Annotated in this window: 18 protein-coding genes; 4 read left to right on the top strand and 14 right to left on the bottom strand. The window is 70.2% G+C overall.

Going from position 1 to position 19,062, the window contains the following annotated elements; translation table 11 throughout:
• Positions 1-127: 127 nt before the first annotated feature.
• A complete protein-coding gene (locus ACXJKQ_RS01725; protein ID WP_457104029.1) occupies positions 128-1,552 on the top strand; it encodes an alpha/beta hydrolase in 1,425 nt (474 codons plus the stop codon).
• Entirely contained in the window at positions 1,549-3,108 is a 1,560-nt protein-coding gene (locus ACXJKQ_RS01720; protein ID WP_457104028.1) for a GMC family oxidoreductase, read from the top strand. The genes ACXJKQ_RS01725 and ACXJKQ_RS01720 overlap by 4 nt, the downstream gene beginning before the upstream one ends.
• 60 nt (positions 3,109-3,168) lie before the next feature.
• Here ACXJKQ_RS01720 and ACXJKQ_RS01715 read toward each other — a convergent pair whose 3' ends face one another.
• The 3 genes from ACXJKQ_RS01715 to ACXJKQ_RS01705 all read right to left on the bottom strand — a co-directional run bounded on the left by ACXJKQ_RS01715 (position 3,169) and on the right by ACXJKQ_RS01705 (position 5,135).
• A complete protein-coding gene (locus ACXJKQ_RS01715; RefSeq protein WP_457104027.1) occupies positions 3,169-3,651 on the bottom strand; it encodes a DUF1203 domain-containing protein in 483 nt (160 codons plus the stop codon).
• A gap of 147 nt (positions 3,652-3,798) precedes the next feature.
• Positions 3,799-4,512, bottom strand: a complete 714-nt coding sequence (locus tag ACXJKQ_RS01710) for a GNAT family N-acetyltransferase (protein WP_457104026.1) — start codon at positions 4,510-4,512, stop codon at positions 3,799-3,801.
• Positions 4,509-5,135: an FMN-binding negative transcriptional regulator gene (locus ACXJKQ_RS01705; protein WP_457104025.1), complete on the bottom strand. Its 627-nt coding sequence runs from the start codon at positions 5,133-5,135 to the stop codon at positions 4,509-4,511. Before ACXJKQ_RS01705 ends, ACXJKQ_RS01710 begins: the two co-directional genes overlap by 4 nt.
• A gap of 96 nt (positions 5,136-5,231) precedes the next feature.
• On the opposite strand from ACXJKQ_RS01705, the gene pdxR reads away from it, so the two are divergent.
• The gene (pdxR, locus tag ACXJKQ_RS01700) at positions 5,232-6,737 is read left to right on the top strand and encodes a MocR-like pyridoxine biosynthesis transcription factor PdxR (protein WP_457104024.1); all 1,506 of its coding nucleotides are present in this window, start codon (positions 5,232-5,234) and stop codon (positions 6,735-6,737) included.
• On the opposite strand, the gene ACXJKQ_RS01695 is transcribed toward pdxR, so the two are convergent.
• The 10 genes from ACXJKQ_RS01695 to ACXJKQ_RS01650 form a co-directional block, all read right to left on the bottom strand.
• Positions 6,712-7,005, bottom strand: a complete 294-nt coding sequence (locus ACXJKQ_RS01695; protein ID WP_457104023.1) for a hypothetical protein — start codon at positions 7,003-7,005, stop codon at positions 6,712-6,714. The genes pdxR and ACXJKQ_RS01695 overlap by 26 nt on opposite strands.
• A 316-nt stretch (positions 7,006-7,321) precedes the next feature.
• Positions 7,322-8,566: a hypothetical protein gene (locus ACXJKQ_RS01690; protein ID WP_457104022.1), complete on the bottom strand. Its 1,245-nt coding sequence runs from the start codon at positions 8,564-8,566 to the stop codon at positions 7,322-7,324.
• A gap of 63 nt (positions 8,567-8,629) precedes the next feature.
• Entirely contained in the window at positions 8,630-9,655 is a 1,026-nt protein-coding gene (locus ACXJKQ_RS01685) for an ABC transporter ATP-binding protein (protein ID WP_457104021.1), read from the bottom strand.
• Between the two features lie 8 nt (positions 9,656-9,663).
• A complete protein-coding gene (locus ACXJKQ_RS01680) occupies positions 9,664-10,719 on the bottom strand; it encodes an ABC transporter ATP-binding protein (protein ID WP_457104020.1) in 1,056 nt (351 codons plus the stop codon).
• A complete protein-coding gene (locus tag ACXJKQ_RS01675; protein ID WP_457104071.1) occupies positions 10,716-11,651 on the bottom strand; it encodes an ABC transporter permease in 936 nt (311 codons plus the stop codon). Before ACXJKQ_RS01675 ends, ACXJKQ_RS01680 begins: the two co-directional genes overlap by 4 nt.
• Positions 11,652-11,665: 14 nt before the next feature.
• A complete protein-coding gene (locus tag ACXJKQ_RS01670) occupies positions 11,666-12,619 on the bottom strand; it encodes an ABC transporter permease (protein WP_457104019.1) in 954 nt (317 codons plus the stop codon).
• A gap of 163 nt (positions 12,620-12,782) precedes the next feature.
• The gene (locus ACXJKQ_RS01665) at positions 12,783-14,405 is read right to left on the bottom strand and encodes an ABC transporter substrate-binding protein (protein ID WP_457104018.1); all 1,623 of its coding nucleotides are present in this window, start codon (positions 14,403-14,405) and stop codon (positions 12,783-12,785) included.
• Between the two features lie 112 nt (positions 14,406-14,517).
• On the bottom strand, positions 14,518-14,901 hold the full coding sequence (gene hpxZ, locus ACXJKQ_RS01660) for an oxalurate catabolism protein HpxZ (RefSeq protein ID WP_457104017.1): 384 nt from the start codon (positions 14,899-14,901) through the stop codon (positions 14,518-14,520).
• A complete protein-coding gene (locus ACXJKQ_RS01655) occupies positions 14,901-16,298 on the bottom strand; it encodes an AtzE family amidohydrolase (RefSeq protein WP_457104016.1) in 1,398 nt (465 codons plus the stop codon). Before ACXJKQ_RS01655 ends, hpxZ begins: the two co-directional genes overlap by 1 nt.
• Positions 16,295-16,489, bottom strand: coding sequence for a DUF4089 domain-containing protein (locus tag ACXJKQ_RS01650; RefSeq protein WP_457104015.1), 195 nt, complete (start codon positions 16,487-16,489; stop codon positions 16,295-16,297). The genes ACXJKQ_RS01655 and ACXJKQ_RS01650 overlap by 4 nt, the downstream gene beginning before the upstream one ends.
• A gap of 1,041 nt (positions 16,490-17,530) precedes the next feature.
• Here ACXJKQ_RS01650 and ACXJKQ_RS01645 point away from each other — a divergent pair.
• Positions 17,531-17,911, top strand: coding sequence for a DUF6481 family protein (locus ACXJKQ_RS01645; RefSeq protein WP_457104014.1), 381 nt, complete (start codon positions 17,531-17,533; stop codon positions 17,909-17,911).
• Between the two features lie 882 nt (positions 17,912-18,793).
• On the opposite strand, the gene ACXJKQ_RS01640 is transcribed toward ACXJKQ_RS01645, so the two are convergent.
• Entirely contained in the window at positions 18,794-19,000 is a 207-nt protein-coding gene (locus tag ACXJKQ_RS01640; protein ID WP_457104013.1) for a hypothetical protein, read from the bottom strand.
• Positions 19,001-19,062: the final 62 nt, after the last annotated feature.

Genomic DNA, 19,062 nt, shown 5'->3' with positions numbered 1-19,062 from the left:
CCTCCGGACCGCCTGATCGCACGCCACCCGACTTGGTCCAATCAAAGGGCCAATCACCGGGCCACGGTTCCGGCCATGCGGCGTCGCGTACGCTTGAAGCCCCCGGGCGCCGCGCGATGTCCCCGCGATGTCCGAACCTGATGTCCTGTTCTGCCTGCACTTCCTGGGCGGCAGTGCCCGTAGCTGGGATCGTCTCGCGCGCGACCTCGACGGGACGCCGACCTGCGTGCCTGTCGACCTGCCCGGCTTCGGCGACGCCGCGAGCCTGTCGGGGTATTCCGTCGTCGCGATGGCCGATCACGTGGCCGCCGCGATCCGCGCGCGGGCACCGGCACGCTTCGCGATCGCCGGCCACAGCATGGGCGCCAAGGTGGCGCTGGTCCTGGCGCGGCGGTCCGAGAACGGCGAGCCGGGACTGACCGGCCTCACCGATCTCATCCTGATCTCCGGGTCGCCGCCGAGCCCGGAGCCGATCCCGGAGGAGCGGCGCACCCAGATGCTCGCCTGGATCGACGCGGATCCCGAGACCCGGAGCCGGGAGGCTCAGGCTTTCGTGCGCGCGAATGCCGGGACGCGGCTGGACCCGGAGATCGAGGACCGGGCGGTGGCCGACGTTCTGCGCGCCGCACCTGCGGCCTGGACGGCGTGGCTCGAATCCGGCGCCCGGGAGGATTGGTGCGGCCGCGTCGGAATCCTGCGGACCCCGGCCCTGATCCTGGCGGGCTCGATGGATGCCGATCTCGGGGCGGATGCGCAGCAGGCCCTGATGGCGCCGCACTTGGCGCATCACCGGCTGCTGATGGTCGACGGCGTCGGTCATCTGCTGCCGCTGGAACAGCCCCTGACCTTGGCCGACCGGCTGCGTACGCATCTGGGCGACCGTCCCGGCCATCCCGTCGCGGCGTCTACCGCGGTCCCCGAACCCTATGCGACCTTGATCGCTTCCGAGCGCGTCAACGGCCGCCTGCGCGCTGCGCTCGCCGAGCGCGCAGAGCCGGACGATCCGGGCTACCAGCCGAAGGCCCTCGATCCGGTGGAACTCGCGATCCTGCGCGCCGCCCTCGGCCGGGTGATGTCGGTGCCGCAACCGGACCTGGCCGCGCGCCTCGACCGGCGGCTGGCCTCAGGCGCGGGCGACGGATGGCGCTTCTCTGCCCTGCCGGCCGATCCGGAGGCTTATCGCGCCGGCCTGCGCACCCTGGATGCCGCGGCCCGGGCGGCGCAGGGCCGCCCTTTCGTGAGCCTCGATGCCGCGAATCAGGACGCCCTGTTGACGCTCTGTCAGCGCGCACAGCTGACCGTTCCGGACGCGCTCGGCGGCCGGCTCGACGCCGTCCGGATGCGGTACTGGTTCGAGGACCTTCGCGCGGATGCGGTGCGGCTCTGGCTCGGCCATCCGGCGGCTCTGGCGCGGATCGGTTTTTCCGGCATCGGCGCCGGCGGCGATCGACCGGGGGAGATCGCCGACGGGCTGCCGGGCTTCCACGCGGTCGGTCTCGACGACCCCGAGCCGTGGGAGCCCGGGGCGCAGCGGATGGAGTTCGGACGATGAACCTCGGGGGGATGCGGACCTACCGCGCCGAGGACGCCGTCGACGCGATCGTGGTGGGAACCGGCGCGGGCGGGGCGCCGCTTCTGGCGCGCCTCGCCGCCGCAGGTCTTAGGGTCGTGGCCCTGGAGGCGGGTCCGAATTTCACGCCGGAGCGCTTTGCCTTCGACGAGACGCTGGCCGACGAGATCTACTGGACCGAGGAGCGCCTGAGCGGCGGCGCGACGCCGGAGGCCTTCGGGGCGAACAACAGTGGGACCGGCGTCGGCGGCTCGACGCTGCACTGGGGCGCCTTCGTGCCAAGGGCGGATGCCCGGGACCTCCGACTCCGCACGGAGACCGGCGAAGGCGCGGACTGGCCGCTGACCTATGCGGACCTTCTCCCGTTCTACGAGCGGGTGGAGCGGTTCCTCGGTGTCTCGGGGGCGCAGAGCTATCCGTGGGATTCCGGCCGGCGCTATCCCCTCCCCCCGGTCCCGCGGAATGGCCCGGCGCAAATCATGGCGCGGGCCTGCGAGGCGCGCGGGATCCGGTGGGCGGATGCGCCCGCCGCCGTGGTCTCGCGGGACTTCCAGTCCGAGGACGGACCCGGCCGCAACGCCTGTATCAATTGCGGCTTCTGCCACCAGGGCTGCCGCACGGGCGCCAAGGCCAGCATGGACGTGACCTACCTGCCCTACGCGGTGGCCCGCGGCGCCGAGATCCGGGCCGAGGCCTTCGTGCACAGCCTGGAGCGGGGACCGGACGGTCGGGTCACCGGCGTGGTCTATCGCCAGGACGGCGAGGACCGGCGGCAGCGCTGTGGCGCGGTCTTCCTGTGTGCCGGGGCGGTCGAGACGCCGCGGCTTCTGCTCCATCTCGGGCTCGCCAATTCGAGCGGCCAGATCGGGCGGAACTACATGGGCCACGTGGCGACCCAGGTCTGGGGCACCTTCGACCATGAGGTCCGGATGAATCGGGGCTATCCGTCATCGCTCATCACAGAGGATTTCATCCGCGCCGGAGCCGATTTCGCGGGCGGCTACCTCATCCAGAGCCTCGGCGTGGTGCCGGTGACCTTCGGCAATGCGGTGGCACGGGGGCGCGGGCTGTGGGGTCAGCCGCTCCTCGACTACCTCGACCACTACAACCACCTCGCCGGCATCGGCATCAACGGCGAGACCCTGCCCTGCGACGCCAACGTGCTGACGCTCTCCGATGAGACCGACGCACGCGGGATGCGCAAGGCGCGGATCGACTTCGGCTACAGCACCAACGAGGACCGCCTCAACGTCCATGCCACGCAGGTGATGCGCGGCCTGTGGGAAGAGGCCGGCGCGGAGGACATCTGGGTGCTGGAGCGGGTCGCCCACACCCTCGGGACCTGCCGGATGGGCCGCGACGGCGCGAGCGCCGTTGTCGATCCGCATGGCCGCAGCTTCGACATCGACAACCTGTGGATCTGCGACGGCTCGACCTTTCCGAGTTCCCTGGCCGCGAACCCGGCGCTGACCATCATGGCGCTCAGCCTGCGCAGCGCGGAGGCTTTCCTCACGACCGGAGCGTCCGGACGACGCTGATACGCGCGCCGAATCCGGTTCCGGTCGATCGCAGGCATCGCACTTGGCGCGAGCGCGCGCTCAGTCGGGCAGGCGCACCACGAGCGACAATAGGCAGCCCGGCCGCGCCGTATGGATGTTCACGAAGCGCGTGCGCGGATTCTCGAGGGCAGATCGCAGCGGATCCTCGACGTCCTCGCCCGCACAGACGTGGCCGAGGTCGTAGAGACACTGGTCGTCCAAATCGTAGGCTCGAACCGATACGAGCGGGTTTGCCCGCACGATGGGGGCAATCTCGTCGACGGTCTCCCTGCGCGGGCAGTCTCCGGCATGCAGGAAAATCGGGCTCGGTGTCCAGTAGATGCCGAGGGGCCGGGGCAGATCGTAGGATCCCAGCAGCATGGCCTCTCCGGGCCGCGCCAGCTGCAGACAATGCCGGCAGGGAAAGCGGCCGCCTCCCGTGGCCACGACCTCTCGGACCGCGTTGCCGCGGTCGTCCAGTCTCGTGCGACGAAAATGGTCGGCCGTCCTGCTCGGGACCGCAACACAGAGAAAGCGGGTCATTCGGGCACCTCCTGACGGTGCCGTAAGCCCCGTCCCGAAGCGTCGCATCCCGGTTCTTGCCCTCCAATCCCGAGGGCCGTGCTCGGTCGGCGCGGCGGGCGGGCCGCGCGTCGGGAGCCCAGGCGGCGGCGTTGCGCAGGGAAGCCGCTACCCCGCTGCGGCGCGCAGCGTCGCGAGCCCCTGCCGCTGCCGGCCCGCCTCGTCGAAATTCGACGGCTCCAGCCACGCGTCGAACCCGGCCCGGACCTCCGGCCACTCGGCATCGGTGATCGAGAACCACGCGGTGTCGCGGGAGCGGCCCTTCACCACGACGGCGTTCCGGAAGATGCCTTCGAAGGTGAATCCCAGGCGCAAGGCCGCCGCGCGGGACGGGGCGTTGAGGCTGTCGCACTTCCACTCGTAGCGCCGGTATCCGAGGTCGAACGCCCGGGCCATCATCAGCGCCATCGCCTCCGTGGCGGCCGGCGTCCGCTGGAGCCGCGGCCCGAAATGGAGGTGGCCGACCTCGATGACGCCATTTGACGGATCGATCCGGAGATACGAGGCGATCCCGAGCGGGTTGCCGCTGTCCGGGTCCAGGATGGCGTGGAACAGCGGATCCCGGCTCGCCTGCTGGCCTTCCAGCCGTGCCCGATAGGCCTCCGCACCCTCCGGCATCTCGTCGCCGAGATAGGTCCAACCGCGTGCGTCGGGTGCGGCTGCGTAGGTGGCGTACAGGGACGCCGCGTGGGCCTCGGCCTCGAGGGGCACGAGCCGGCAGTAGCGTCCTTCCATGGGCGTGCGCGGCGGGTGCGGGCGCGGGCTCCATTCCGGCAGGGTCGGGCCGATGGGCTGGCCGTAGGCGTTGAGCCGCGTGCTCACAGGCCGCTCCTCTCGGCGACCAGCCCGGCGAGGTCCGCCTCGCCCGCGGCGTGCAGCCCCGCGATGACCCCGTGGCGGTCGGCCTCGGGCCTGTTCTGGCTCATCTTCCACTTCCCCTCGATCCGCGTGATCGGAACCTCGATGCCGATGATCGCCCGGGCCTGCGCAGCCACGAACGGCTCCGGCGCATCTGCGACCGCCCAGGGCTCGGCCCGGGGCGCCTCGCGCAGGGCGGTGAGGTCGGCGATCTGGCGCCGGAGCCAGTCCGCATCCTCGATCATCCGCGGCCGGCCCCAGGCATGGACGGTGGCGTAGTTCCAGGTGGGCACCACCCGCCCGTGCTCGCGCTTGCTCGCGTACCAGCCCGGGGTGACGTAGCCCTGCGGTCCCTGGAACACGATGAGGCATTCCTCTGCCGCGGCAAGGTCCCGGCCCTGCGGATTCGCACGGGCCAGGTGCGCGCGCAGCACGCCGTGGGGGCCGGCATCGTCCAGCAGGAACGGGATGGGGTTGGCCGTCAGGCCGCCCGCGCCGCCGGTGACCAGCAGGCCGAGGGGGTAGGCACGGATCAGCGCGTGCTGTGCGGCGCGGGAATCATCCCGGAAGTGCGGCGGCTGGTACATGGCTCCGTCCTGCGGCGGTCTTGCTGCCCCTGCTTGACCGTGCAGCGGTCCAGATGAAAGGTCCAATTTCGAAAGTTCGACTGGACCGGTTGGCCGATGGCCCGGAACCCGCTGCCCCTGCCGCTGACCCTCGATCCCGCGGCCGCGGCGCCGCTCCACGTGCAGCTCCGGGAGGGCCTGCGCGCGGCGATCCTCGATCGCCGCCTGCCGCGTGGGGTCCGGCTTCCGGCCTCGCGGGTCCTGGCGGCGGATCTCGGCTGCGCGCGCGGGACCGTCGTCCTGGCCCTGGAGCAGCTGACCGCCGAGGGCTACCTCACCGCGCGACCGGGCTCCGCGACGCGCGTCGCCGCGACCCTGCCCGACGACACGCTCCCCGCACCGGGTCCGATGCGGCGATCGGGGGCCGAACCGGCCCCGAACCTCTCGCGCCGCGGAACCCGCCTCGTCTCCGCTCCAGCGCGGCGGTACATGGCCGGGCTCGGCGTTCCCGACGCGTTCGCCCTTGGCCGGCCGGCACAAGACGCCTTCCCGTTCGACGTCTGGGGCCGCCTGCTCCAGGCCGAGTGGCGTCACGGCCCGGCCGAGCGACCGGACCCGCGCGGCTCGCCGGCTCTGCGCCGCGCCATCGCCGCCTATCTGGCGCAGGCGCGGGGTGTCACCTGCGAGGCCGATGACGTCATCGTCACGGCGGGTATCCGCCAGAGCCTGCGCCTGCTCGCCGAGCTGTTGCTCGATCCCGGGGAGGCCGCCCTCGTCGAGGAGCCCGGCTTCCCCGGCATCGCGCAGGCTCTGGCCAGTGCCGGCCTGCGTCCGATACCCGTGCCCGTCGGTCCCGGCGGCCTGTCGGTCTCCCCGGACGCCGCTCCCGCGGTCGGGGCACGGCTGGCGGTGGTGACGCCGGCCCATCATTATCCGCTCGGGCACGCCATGAGCTTGGAGAACCGCCTCGACCTTCTGGCTTGGGCTGAGGCGGTCTCGGGTTGGATCGTCGAGGACGATTACGACGGCGCCTACCGGTACGCCGGGCGTCCGCTGGCGCCGTTGCGCACCCTCGATCGCGGCGGCCGTGTGATCTACGTCGGCAGCTTCTCCAAGCTCCTGCTCCCCGCCCTGGGCCTGAGCTACCTGGTGCTGCCGCGGGGTCTCGTCGCGCCGGTCAACCAGGCCCTGGCCGAGACGGGGCCAGCCCCGCCCGGTATCGGGCAGTGGGCGCTGGCACGGTTCATCGAGGACGGGCACCTCGCCGGACATCTCCGCCGGACCCGTCGCCTGTATGCGCTGCGTCAGGAGGCACTTTTGGAGTGCGCGCGCCGTCACGCCGCGGATGTGGCCGCGATCGCTCCGATGGAGGGCGGGATGCACGTCATCGCCCGCCCCGGGCCGGCCTGGACTGCTTCCCTCACCGACGTCGCCGCCGCGGCCGCCCTGGAGCAGGCGGGGATCTCCTCGGTCGCGCTCTCGGCCTATCACGTCGGAGCGGCGGAGCCCGGCCTGCTGCTCGGCTACGCGGCGGTTCCAGAGCGTGCGGTCGATCCGGCCGTCCGGCGCTTGGCGGAGACCCTGCGCGCCGCCCCGTTCACTCCGGCCACGGCGTCAGCGTGACCACGGCCCGCGCCTGCGCGGCCCGCACGTCCAGGCTGCGCAGGGCTTTCAGCCGGACTGTCGCGCCGCGGCCCGGCGCGACGCGCATCACCCGTTCCCCGTCGATACGCAGGCTGAACGCGGCGTCTCCGGTGACCCGAAGCCGCGTCGCGCCCCGAAAGGATGCGAGCGCCACCGGGGTCCAGCCGGATTGGACCGTGATCCGGACCGGACCGTGCAGGTGCGCCCGCCTGCCCATGGCGAGCCATGCGAGCGCGCCGACGGTCATGAACGCGAGCACGACCCGGCGTGGCCGCGGGCGGCGGCGGGGCCGCCGCGCAGGAACTGCAGCGGGCTGCGGTGGACTCGCCGGACGTGCCGGGATCGGCGGGGCTTGCGGGTCGGCCGCCGCGCTCACCGGGCGGTCCGGGGTCGGTGACGAGACCGGGTGGACGCTGGCCACGGGCGTGGACGCGTCATCCGGACAGGAGCGCTGCGGCGCTCCGCAGAAGGGGCAGAAGCGGACCGCGACGTAGTGAGCGCGCCCGCAGGCGCAGCAATGGCGGTCCGGCGCGAGAAGGGCTGCGGTCACGGCGCGGGTGCGATCAGTGTACGACGGCGCCCGTGTCCATGAACCGGGTCAGGCGCTCGATCAGCGGCGCGACCATCACCCGGTCGAGCTGCGGCAGCAATCCGCGGCGCGCATGCGCGACATTGGCTTCAGCCTGCTCCCGAGCGAGGCGATGCCAGCGCGTCCGGTCGCTCCGGCATGTCGACCACGCCCGCTCGATCGACCGGAACACGAGCGGCAGGCGCTCCGCGGGGTCGGCGACGAGATCGTAATGATGGTCGATCAGGCCGCCGAAGGTCTGGAAGCCGAGTTCGGACAGCCGCGCGACGGCGCGCGGCGCACCCACCATCACGAAGGGCAGCCCCGTCGCGGCCGCCTTCAGGGACTTCTCGGTGATGCGCTCGACGCCCAGCTCGAAGAAGTCGGTCTCCGAGATGACGGTCAGGTCGCAATCCGCATAGGCCTGGGTGTCGAGGGTCATGACCATGTCGGTGCCCTGATCGGCATCGATCCGCTGCGCCCGGCGCGGGATCCAGCGGTCGATATCGGCGAGCAGCGGTCCGAAGGCCGCCGCGATCTCCGGCGGCGCGTGGAAGACGTTGATGCCCCCTGCCTTCGGGTTGTCGTCGCCGATGCCGTGGAACGAGATCAGCCCGTCCCGCTCCATGCCGTTGAGCTGGAACCAACGGTACAGCAGGACCCGGTGCCAGCGCAGCGCCGCGTTCTGGCAGAGGAAGCGGGCCGGTCCCGAAGGGCGGGCCAGGGGCGTGTAGCCGATCCGGTCGAGGGCATGTTGCGGGAAGAGACGCGGTCCCGCTTCGGCGTCGAGCCAGAGGGCGACCTGGAGCGGGAAGAACTCGAAGGTCCAGAATCGCAGGCCGTCGCCGTAGAGCCGCTCGTAGTCCAGACGCAGCAGCCGGTTCTGAGTGACCAGGACGACCCGGTCCCGCGGGATGCCGAGCGCCGCGAGGTTGCGGTGCAGCGCCTCGAAGGTCGGCGGGTGGAGGCCCGGACCCTCGTTGGAGAGATCCAGGAGCAGCGCGGCGCGTCCGTCGCGAAGGTTCTCGACATCCCCGGGTTCGAGCAGGTCGAGACGCCCGTTCGCCTCTGGGAAGCCCAGGCGGACGAAGTCGAGGACGGGCAGGCACAGCACATGATTCGCCACGCCCGGATGGGCGGTGACGGTGATCTGCTTGCCCATCCAGCCGAGCGCAGCCGGCAGGAAGTGCCCGGCCTCGCCCCGGGGGACGAGCAGGATCTCGGAAGTGGATTGGCTCATCGTGACGCCCGAGCGGCCGGTCCGCGCGAAGCCGGATAAAGGCTCCGCGCGGCGGCGTCGAGATCAGGCCGGGACCGGTTCGGCCGCGCGCACCGGGGTCGGGCCGGCCCGATAGGCAGCGGAGGCCTCCTTGGTCCGCCAGCAGGCGACGCGGTGGCCGGGCGCGATCTCGGCGACCGGCGGCATCTCGCGGCGGCAGCGCTCCTCGGCCAGGAAGCAACGCGGGGCGAAGGGACAGCCCGGCGGGCGGTTGGCGAGGTCGGGCGGGCTGCCGGGGATGGTCTGGAGACGGGAGCCCTTGGCCAAGGCCCCCTCCGCCCGGCTGCGCAACAGGCCGATCGTGTAGGGGTGGTGCGGGTTCAACACCACCTGGTGCGCGGTGCCGGTCTCGACGATCTTGCCCGCGTACATCACGGCGATCCGGTCGGCGACCTCCACGGCGGCGCCGAGATCGTGCGTCACGATGACGATCGATAGGCCGAGGTCCCGCTGCAGCTCGCGCAGGAGCAGCAGGACCTGGATCTGCACCGTGGCGTCGAGCGCCGTGGTCGGCTCGTCGGCGAGCAGCACCTGCGGCCGGCAGGCCAGCGCCAGCGCGATCATGGCCCGCTGGCGCATGCCGCCGGACATCTCGTGCGGGTAGTTGTCGAGCCGCCGCTCCGGGCTCGGGATCCGCACGCGCTCGAACAGGGCCAGCGCCCTCTTGCGGGCCTCGTCCTTGGAGATCTTCTCGTGACGGTGGATCGCCTCGGTGATCTGCTGGCCGACCGTGTAGACCGGATCGAAGGCGAGGAGCGGCTCCTGGAAGATCATCGAGACGTCGCCGCCGCGGAAATCGGCGAGCTGGCGCTTGGTCAGCGCCTGCACGTCCTTGCCGGCCGCGAGGATCCGGCCCTCGATCCGGCTGCGGCCCTCGGGGAACAGGCGCAGGATCGCACGGAGCGTCACGCTCTTGCCCGAGCCGGATTCGCCGATGAGGGCCATCGCCTGCCCGCGCTCCAGGGTCAGGTCGACGCCGTCGACGACCTGCACCTTGCCGAAGGCGACCCGCAGGTCCTTGAGCGCGACGGCGGGCTCTGAAGGAGGCATCGGCGCGCTCATGCCGCGAGCGCCTCTGCCGGCGCCGCGGAATGGCCGGAGCCGGGCTGCCGGGCGAGGCAGGCGACCCGGTGGAGCGGCTGGATCGCGTCGAGCGGCGGCTCCTTCTGGCCGCAGATCCCTTCGGCGATGGCGCAGCGCGGGTGGAAGCGGCAGCCCGGCGGCGGGTCGATCGGGTTCGGCGGGTCGCCCTGCAACAGCGCGGTCTGCGTGCGGTTGTCGGGGTCGAGGGACGGCATCGCGGCGAGCAGCGCCTCGGTGTAGGGGTGGCCCGGCGCGTCGAGCACCGTGTCGGAGGGGCCGATCTCCGAGACCCGGCCGAGATACATCACCATCACGCGGTCGGAGATGAAGCGCACGACGTTCAGGTCGTGGCTGATGAAGATGTAGGTCAGGCCGAACTCGGCCTTGAGGTCGAGGAGGAGGTTCAGCACCTGCGCCTCCACCGACTTGTCCAGCGCCGAGACCGCCTCGTCGAGGAGCACCAGCCGGGGCTCGAGGGCGAGGGAGCGGGCGATGTTGACCCGCTGGCGCTGGCCGCCGGAGATCTCGTGCGGGTAGCGGCCGGCGAAACGCTTCGGCTCCAGGCCGACCCGAGCGAGCAGCGCCCGGGCGCGCTCCACCGCCTCCCGGCCGGGGACGCCGTTCACCTTCGGGCCGAAGGCGATCGACTGTTCGACGGTCATGCGCGGGTTCAGGGACGCGTAGCTGTCCTGGAACACCATCTGGACCTCGCGGCGGTAGGACCGCCAGGGCATGGCGCGCTCGCCGACCGCCTGGCCGTCGTAGAGCATCGTGCCCGCATCGCGCTCGATCAGGCCCATCAGCAGCTTGGCGGTCGTGGACTTGCCGCAGCCGGATTCGCCGACGATGCCCAACGTCTCGCCCTTGAGGACGTCGAAGTCGACGCCGTCGACGGCGCGCACGACCTGCTTCTTGCCTCCGGCCTTGCGGACCGGGAAGTGCTTGATCAGCCCCGAGACCGACAGGAGCGGTTGGGCGGGTCCGCCGCGGTCGTGGACGAACGGGTCGGGGGCGTCCGGGATGACGCTCACTGGCGAATCTCCATGGCAGCGCGCAGGCCGTCCGAGAACAGGTTGAAGGCGATCGAGACGATGAAGATGCACACCCCCGGAAGCGCCGCGACCACCGGGTTCACGTAGATCGCGGTGCGCAGGGTGTTGAGCATCAGGCCCCATTCCGGCTCCGGCGGCCGGACCCCGAGGCCGAGGAACGAGAGGCCCGAGGCCAGGATCATCGACACCGAGATCAGGCTCGTCGAATAGACGAAGATCGGGCCGACGACGTTTCCCAGGACCTGCACCCGCATGATCGTCAGGGCCGAGGCCCCCGACAGCTTGGCGGCGTCGATGTAGTCGCGGCGGCGGATGCCGGTGGTGACGCTCTCGGCGACCCGGGCGATCTGGGGCACGAACACGCAGGTGAGCGAGACGATCGAGTTGAAGATGCCGGCGCCGAGCGCACCGGACAGCGCGATCGCCAGCAGGACCGACGGAAAGGCGAAGAACACGTCGATGGTGCGCATCAGGATCGTGTTGGTCCAGCCGCCGACATAGCCGGCCAGGATCCCGATCCCGGAGCCGATCACGAACGCGATCAGCACCGGTGTGACGCCGATGAACAGCGACAGCCGCGAGCCCAGCATCAGCCGGCTGATCATGTCCCGCCCGAGTTCGTCCGAGCCGAGCCAGTAGGTGGCGTCGCCGACATGCTTCAAGCGCTTCAGCATGGAGCCCTTGTACGGGTCCATCGGGGTGATCCAGGGCGCCAAAACCGCGATGATCACGACCACGAGGATCACGGCGCCGGCGGCCATGGCCACGGGGTCGCGCATCAGCCGATGGCCGACATGCCCCCAGAAGCCGCGCGACGGCGCGAACGCGGCCTTGGGACCGTGCGCGACGTCTTCGGCGGCGAGCACGCCGCCGTCGACGGCCAAGGAGGCGGCGGTGACGGGAGCGGTCATCATCGGGCTCCGGCTCAGGCGCGCTCGATGCGCGGGTCGAGGGCGGTCTGCATCACGTCCACCAGCAGGTTGAGGACCACGAAGAACATCGCCAGCACGAGGATCGAGCCCTGCAGCAGGGGCAGGTCGCGCTGGAAGATCGCGGCGTTGAGGAGGAAGCCGGTGCCCGGCCACGCGAACACGGTCTCGACCAGGATCGAGCCGCCCAGCAGGTAGCCGAGCTGGAGGCCCATGATGGCGAGCGCCGTCGGAGCGGCGTTGCGGACGACGTGCTTGAACACGCCGCGCTCGTCCATGCCCTTGGCGCGCAGGGCCTCGACGAAGTCCTGGGAGAGGATGTCGGCGACCAGGGCGCGCACCGTGCGGGCGATGATCCCCATGGGGATGACCGACATCGTCACCGCCGGCAGGATCAGGTAGCGCAGGTGGTCGAAATCGGGCCGCCAGTTGCCGGAGCCGTCTGGGCCGGCACCGGTGGGCGGCAGCCAGCCCAGCGTCGCCGAGAACACGATCACCAGGACCATGCCGAGCCAGTAATGCGGCACGCTCACGCCGAAGACCGAGAGTGCGGAGGCCGCCCGGTCGGCGAGCGAGTTGCGGTGATAGCCCGCCACGAAGCCGAACAGCGTCCCGAAGGTGAAGCCGATCACGGTCGCCACGGAGGCGAGGATCAGCGAGTTCACCACGGCGCGGCTGACCTCGCCGAGCACCGGCCGGCCGGTCGCGATGGAGATGCCGAGATCGCCGTGCAGCACGTGCCAGAGCCAGATCAGGTACTGGACCGGCAGCGGCTTATCGAACCCGTAGGCGGCCCGCATCTCGTCGATGGTGGCCTGGGTGGCGTCGGCGGGCAGCACCGCGCTGAGCGGATCGCCCGGGGCCAGGTGGACGAGAAGGAAGCAGACCACGCTGACCCCGAACGCCACGGGGGTCACGTAGATGAGTCGTTTGAGGATGTAGAGCAACATCGAAGGCCCCGTCGTCGTGTGCAGCCTCGGGTCTTCCCGCCCCCCTGTCGGGAGGCGGCAGGGGTGGGGGTGGTTCAGGAGGCACCGTCACGCCTCTGATCCCAGGCCACCACCGCCTCCGGCTCCTCCCCACAAGGGGGGAGGAGAAAGACAATCAGTCCCGCTACTTCGCTGCTGTCGCAAGTGTGATTTTCGAAAAGTCTTGGAACCAGTTCTGCGCCTGGACGAAGCCTTTCACCTTCGGACTCATCGCCCGCGGGTTCACGTCGTGCGTGATCATGATGAACAATGCGTCATCCACGTACTTCTCGTGGATCTTCTCCAGAACCTTCGTCTGCTCGGCCTTGTCGAAGGTGTTTCGGACCTGATCGAACAGCTTGTCCATCGCCGGATTGCAGTAATAGCCCCAGTTGGTGCCGTTTGGCGGTGCCAGATTGCACTGGAGGTGCCGGATCAGGCCGGTGAACGGGTCCTGGATGAAGTACGAGTAGTTGATCGCCGAGACCCCGCGGGAGATGTCCGCCTTGGCGCCCGCCCGCCAGATGTTGATCAGCGTGTTCCACTCGACCACTTCGTAATCGACTTGGATGCCCACGTCGGCGAGGCTCTGCTGGACGAACTCGTTCATCGGCAGCGGCTGCATCTGGCCCGAGCCCGAGGCCGAGATCGCGACCTTCAGCTTGAGGGGCTTCGCCGGGCTGTATCCCACCTCGGCCAGCAGCTTCTTGGCCGCCTCAGGGTCGTATTTCAGGTCGAAGTTCGGGTGGCCGAACCACTGGTGGCCGGGCGGCATGAAGCCCTTGGCGGGGATCGCGAGGCCGCCGAGCAGCTCCTTCAGGCCCTCGCGGTCGATGGCGAGGTTCGCCGCCTTGCGCACGCGGATGTCGTTCCAGGGCGAGCCCTCCACCCGCGATAGATGCCAGGTCCAGTTGTGCGGATAGGCGTTGGTGACGACGGTGAAGCCGGCGCTCTTGAGCGAGGCCACGGAATCGGGTGCGGGCGCCTCGATCCAGTCCACTTGCCCGGAGCGGAGCGCTGCGGTCCGGGCATTGGCCTCGGGCAGCGGGATGAGCACCAGCTTGTCGAGCTTCGGGACCCGGTTCGTGTCCCAGTATTCCTTGAACGGCACCATCTCGGCGCGCTCGCGCGGGGCGAACAGCGTCAGCTTCCAAGGGCCGGTGCCGGAGGGCTGCTTGGCGAAGGCATCCCAGGACTTGCCGAGCTTCTCCCACTGGGCCGGCGACGACATCATGATCCAGGCGATCTGGTAGGGCAGCGTCGCGTCCGGTGCCTTGGTGGTGATCTCCACCGTGAGCGGGTCGACGGCCCGGTAGGTCGCCACCGCGGGGATGCGGGTCTTTCCTTGGGCGGACTGGCGCGGATCGTATTGCGGCGCGTCGGCCTTCAGGAGCTTGTCGAGGTTCCAGACCACCGCATCGGCGGTGAAGTCGGAGCCGTCATGGAATTTCACCCCCGGCCGTAGCTTGAAGGTCCACTTGGTCTTGTCGCTCGGATCGACGGTCCAACTGGTGGCCAGCCCCGGCACGAGATCGGAGGCCAGTTCCGCGCTCGACAGGTCCCAATTGATCAGACCATCGTAGACCGTGTAGCCGAGGAACCGCATGCCCTCGCCGCCATTGTCGGTCTGGCCGGTGGTCAGCGGGATGTCGGAGGCGGTCATGCCGATCCGCAGCGTCCCCTGCGCGAGGGCGGCGGTGCTCGCGGAGAGCGCCAGGGCGCCGGCCAGGACCGCACGGGTGCCGAATTCTTTGAGGCGGAACAACATCTTGCGTCGAGTACTCGCGTTGGTCCGGGCCTATGCGGTCCGGAATACGCTCGATCGTATGCAAGCCCCCGGCCAGTCGCCCCGCCTCGTGCGCACGGGCTCCCGCCGATGCCTATTCCGCGTCGATCAAACTCACATGGGCGGCGGCGACGCGCCAGCCCTCCGCGAAGCGCACCCAGGTCTGGCTCTGCCGCCCGATCTTCCCGGGCGCATTCGCGCGGTCGAACAGCGTCATGGCGGTGGCGAAGTCGCGCCCGTAGGTTGTGATCTGCGTCCGGGCAAGAGTGCGCTCCAGTCCGACCGGAGAACGCGCCCGGCGGAAGGCGCGGATCGCATCCATGCCATAGAGGTTCTCGCCGATGCCGTACCGGATGGTCAGCGGGTCGTCCCGGAACAGGGCCTCCAGAGTCGGCACGTCATTGGTGGTCAGCGCCGTTTCGTAGGCCCGGAACGCGGCCTCGACCTCGGCTTTGGCGGCGGGATCGTCGATGATCATCAGGCAAGCTCCGCGATGGGCGCCGCGCTGACGCCGTTGCGTTCGAGGTGACGCGCCACGCGCAGGGCGAGGTCCTCGCGCCAGGGGGCCGCGATCACTTGGACACCCAGCGGCAAGCCGGCGTCCAGCCAGATGGGCGCCGCCACGACCGGCAGGCCGATGAAGGAGATCGGCTGCGTGAACACGCCGATATTGGCCCGCACCGGCAGCGTCACGCCGTCCAGCACGAAGTGGGTCTGGCCGCCCTTGGGAGCCCGGCATGGGGTCGCCGGAGCCAGGATGACGTCCACCTCGTCGAACAGGTCGAGCACCGCGGTGCGGTACCAGCGGCGGAAGCGCTGAGCCCGTTCGACCTGCGGCGCGGGGATCATCGCCCCGGCGATCAGCCGGTCCCGCACCGCCGGGTCGAAATCCTGCGGCCGGGCGCGCAGGCGGTCGAGGTGGAGCGTCGCGCCTTCCGCGGCGGTGATCAGGTAGGCGGCTGCGCGGGCGCGGTGCGCCTCGGGCAATTCGACGGCGCGACGTGCGCCCAGGGCCTCGGCGGCGCGCGCCACGGCGGCGAACGCGTCCGGATCACCGCCGCGGGCGAAGTAGCCGCCCGCCACCGCGATGCGCAGCCCGTCGATCCCGGCTTCCAGCCGTGGCAGGACGGGCTCCGCCGGACGGGATGTCGCCACCGGATCGTCCGGATCGGGTCCCTGCATCGCGTCGTAGGCAAGGGTGAGGTCGGTCACGCTCCGGGCCATCGGGCCGAGATGGTCGAGGCTGCCGACGAAGGGGAAGCTGCCCGCCCGTGTCAGCCGCCCGTAGGTGGGCTTGAGCCCGAAACAGCCGCAGAAGGCGGCGGGAACGCGGATCGAGCCGTTCGTATCGGATCCCAGGGTCAGCGGCACCAGCCCGGCGGCAAGGGCCGCTCCCGAGCCGCCGGACGAGCCGCCGGTCATGTGGTCGAGGGCATGTGGATTGTGCGCGTCGCCGTCGTGGACGTTCTCGCCGGTGAAGTCATAGGCGTACTCGCCCATGTTGAGGGACCCGATCAGGATCGCGCCCGCCGATTCCAGGCGCCGCACCAGGGCGCCGTCTCGCCCGGCCGGAGGCCGGTCCCGATTGATCTTCGATCCGGCGCGGGTCGGCAGGCCCGCGATGTCGACCAAGTTCTTCACCGCGAACGGCACGCCGGCCAGGGGCGCCGGCGCCGCCCCTGTGCGAAGGGCCGCATCCTGCGCGTCGGCCCGGTCGAGGGCACGTGTTGCCAGAACATCCGTGAAGGCACCGATCCGACCGTCCAGCCGCCCGATCCGGTCGAGCGCAGTCGCGACGACCTCTCGCGCGGTGGCACGGCCGCCGGCAATCGCCGTGGCGATCGCGGTGGCGGTCGAGAGATCCGGCGCGCTCACGCTTCGAACCTCGGTGCCGCGTCGATCTCATCGGCCAGGAGGAAAGACTCCACGAGTTCTGCCGCCGCTGCCAGAACGCGGAGGTTCGCGATGATCGGCCCGATCCACGCCGGCTCGAGCGTCAGCCCGAGGAACGCCGCCGCAGCCGGGGCGTAGATCTCGGGCTCGAATGGTGGTCGCGTCTCAGGCATCGCTGTCTCTCACCGGTTTTGGTTCCACCGAGGCCCAATCCTGGTAGCAGGCCTCATGCCGTGAATCCGACAGCGCGGATGGCGCTCGATCCCGGCGTCTGTATGTTTTTTGGGCATATTGTAGGACGACGTGGGTCCAGCCATGGCGGCACGGCGAATCTGCATACGATTCAGGCATTGGACTGCCCCTCGGTCGGCCATGTGCGATGTGGCGGGGATTTTCGCGCGATGTCGTGCCCCGGGCGGCGCTCCCATGGTCCTGCGCATCAGTCCGGCTCTACCAATCCCCTCATCCTCAAGAGGGGCGCACCGACGGCGAACGGAGCACCCTGCGGGTCTTGCGTGCCACGTGCGTGCTCCTTGTCGGCCGCCGGCACCGACTCCTCGATCTTCGGATTACAGGCGCAGGCCCTGACGCCCTGCCGGGGCATACGGGTTTCGCGCACCGCGATCGGACCGCCGCAATGCGGACGAGATCACGAGTGGCAATGTGAAATTCGCAGATCTGCCGTGTTGTTCACGAATGCTTTCCTGCGACTGCAAGTTGGGATGCCCTCAGGGAACAGGGACGGTCGATATGGTAGCGGCGTGCCTCGCGGTCCCTCAAGCCATTTCCGCTATCCTTGTCCTCACCTTGCGCGCGACCTATCTCAGGTCGGTAACGCTGTCCGGGACTGCTGAGGCACGGACGCCTCGGCCGACAAGCGCCCGGATGCGGTCGGCGGGTTGAGGTTTTTCCGCATCGCTGGACGAAACTTTTACAGAGATCCCGCGGATTGTCGCTTCGTCAGCCCCGCGCGCCAGTCTCCACGATTGCATCCGACGGAGCGCTCCGGTTAAGGGCTTTGCGTTTTTCGAGACAGTGGTCCGACCCGAGCGCTGGATGCCGGCCGAGCGCTCGGGTCGGACCATCGGTGAAACCGATGGATCGGTGCGGTTCCGAGGCCCGGGGACGGCGCAGGAACCTGCAGACTCAAGACGTGTCCGGCTTCACCGGACGTCCCCGCAAGACGCGAGACGTACCCAACCGAGAAAGGTCAGATGAGCGCATTCGACTACAGGAACTTCGACGACCGTCGCCAGAACTCCCAGAACGCCAAGGCTGCTCTGCTGGCCAAGTTCAAGTCTCGGCCGCCGGCCGATGATCCTGAGGTGATCGCCAAGGCTCAGGCCCGGGCCGAGGTCGCCAAGGCCCGCGAGGAACGCGCCCGCGAGCGCGAGGCTGCCCGGATCGCCGCCGAGCGCAAGGCTGCCGAGGAGAAGCGTCATCGGGAGGAGTCGGAACTCGCCGCGCAGCTCGCCCGCGAAGCTGCCGAACTGGCCGCCGCGCAGGAGCGCAAGTCGGCCGAACTGGCCGCCAAGAAGGCTCAGCGCGATGCGCGCTACGCCGCCCGCAAGGCGAAGGTCAAGACCAAGCGTTGAGCGCGGACAGGCGGCCCGTTCGAGCCGCAAGAGCCCACGACGCCCGCCCGTCTGGCGGGCGTCGTCGCATCCGGGGTCGCCCGCCAGACGGGCGGCAACTATCCCGAGCGCCGGCGCGTTAAGCCGCGCCGGTTCGACCTCTCAAGTCGAGCGGTTCAGATATGCGAGGCCGCGATGAACTTCCGAAACATCCTCGCGCTCCTCTTCGTCACAGTGCCGACTGTCGCCAGTTCTGGATCCGCGCACGCGCAGGATCCCGACACCGTCATCGCCTGCGAGACGTTGATCGCCGCCCGGCGGATTGATGCGGCCACGGGTGCCGACCGTGCCGCTCCCTTGGACGCTGGCTGTCGGCGAATCCCGCGCCGGACGATCGGGCCTGTGGAACAGCGGGCGTTGATCGGGGGCGCACCCTACGAGTGCATGACGATCGCCGATGCCGGCCGATGCCTCTGGATCGTACCTTAAGGTGGCCGGGCCTTCGGCGCTTGCCGAAGCCAGCACTCTGACGAAGCTTCACTGACGTTCGCGTTGCTCTATGACGGCATCACGAGCGAGTGAGGTTCGAAGATCAGTATGCCGACGAGTATCCGGGCAAGCACGCGTTTCGCGATAACCGCCGCAACGTGGACAGCACTGACTCTGAGCTGCGGCGCCGTTCGTGCCGAGCCGCCGATCCGGAGCCCCGAGGATGCGGCCTGTCGCGTTGAGGCGCGGGCCAAGGTCTTCACCGCGCCGAACCCCCGGGGTCTGGAACTTGAGGAGATCGGGCGGCAGATTTACGGCGCCTGCATGCGGCGCATCGCTCAGGCGACCGCGCCGCCGGCGAATCGTGGTGGCCGGCGCCACCGGCGCCGACAGCGTTGAACGGCAGCCGCGCGGTCAGGAATCGAGCGGCGCGCCGATCCGGGCGCGCAGTTGAAGACGCAGGGCCTCGTTGCCGCCCTCGGCGTCGAGGGCTGCCATTAAGCGGAGAAGATGGCTGAGCGGGGTCGACCGGCTCTCGACGGCGTCGGCGATCTGCTCCCGCAGCGTCTTGGCTGCGGGCACGAAGCGCGGCGCCGGGCTGGCCTGGTGAGTCTGGGGCATGCGAGGCGCTCGTCCTTCGAAGGAGTCCAGATTGCGGGCGGCTCGCTACGCCTTTCGGCGGA

Source organism: Methylobacterium sp. P5_C11, from assembly GCF_054049775.1.
The sequence above is the reverse complement of the archived record's forward strand: the minus strand, read 5'-3'. Positions and strand labels throughout refer to the sequence as shown.

Coding starts and splice junctions, on each gene's coding strand:
- ACXJKQ_RS01705 (WP_457104025.1), bottom strand. CDS start 5,135: ATGTACCAGCCGCCGCACTTCCGGGATGATTCCCGCGCCGCACAGCAC.
- ACXJKQ_RS01640 (WP_457104013.1), bottom strand. CDS start 19,000: ATGCCCCAGACTCACCAGGCCAGCCCGGCGCCGCGCTTCGTGCCCGCA.
- ACXJKQ_RS01720 (WP_457104028.1), top strand. CDS start 1,549: ATGAACCTCGGGGGGATGCGGACCTACCGCGCCGAGGACGCCGTCGAC.
- ACXJKQ_RS01675 (WP_457104071.1), bottom strand. CDS start 11,651: ATGACCGCTCCCGTCACCGCCGCCTCCTTGGCCGTCGACGGCGGCGTG.
- ACXJKQ_RS01725 (WP_457104029.1), top strand. CDS start 128: ATGTCCGAACCTGATGTCCTGTTCTGCCTGCACTTCCTGGGCGGCAGT.
- ACXJKQ_RS01690 (WP_457104022.1), bottom strand. CDS start 8,566: ATGAGCCAATCCACTTCCGAGATCCTGCTCGTCCCCCGGGGCGAGGCC.
- ACXJKQ_RS01715 (WP_457104027.1), bottom strand. CDS start 3,651: ATGACCCGCTTTCTCTGTGTTGCGGTCCCGAGCAGGACGGCCGACCAT.
- ACXJKQ_RS01650 (WP_457104015.1), bottom strand. CDS start 16,489: ATGCCTGAGACGCGACCACCATTCGAGCCCGAGATCTACGCCCCGGCT.
- ACXJKQ_RS01670 (WP_457104019.1), bottom strand. CDS start 12,619: ATGTTGCTCTACATCCTCAAACGACTCATCTACGTGACCCCCGTGGCG.
- ACXJKQ_RS01645 (WP_457104014.1), top strand. CDS start 17,531: ATGAGCGCATTCGACTACAGGAACTTCGACGACCGTCGCCAGAACTCC.
- ACXJKQ_RS01685 (WP_457104021.1), bottom strand. CDS start 9,655: ATGCCTCCTTCAGAGCCCGCCGTCGCGCTCAAGGACCTGCGGGTCGCC.
- ACXJKQ_RS01695 (WP_457104023.1), bottom strand. CDS start 7,005: ATGACCGTCGGCGCGCTCGCATGGCTCGCCATGGGCAGGCGGGCGCAC.
- ACXJKQ_RS01665 (WP_457104018.1), bottom strand. CDS start 14,405: ATGTTGTTCCGCCTCAAAGAATTCGGCACCCGTGCGGTCCTGGCCGGC.
- hpxZ (WP_457104017.1), bottom strand. CDS start 14,901: ATGATCATCGACGATCCCGCCGCCAAAGCCGAGGTCGAGGCCGCGTTC.
- pdxR (WP_457104024.1), top strand. CDS start 5,232: ATGGCCCGGAACCCGCTGCCCCTGCCGCTGACCCTCGATCCCGCGGCC.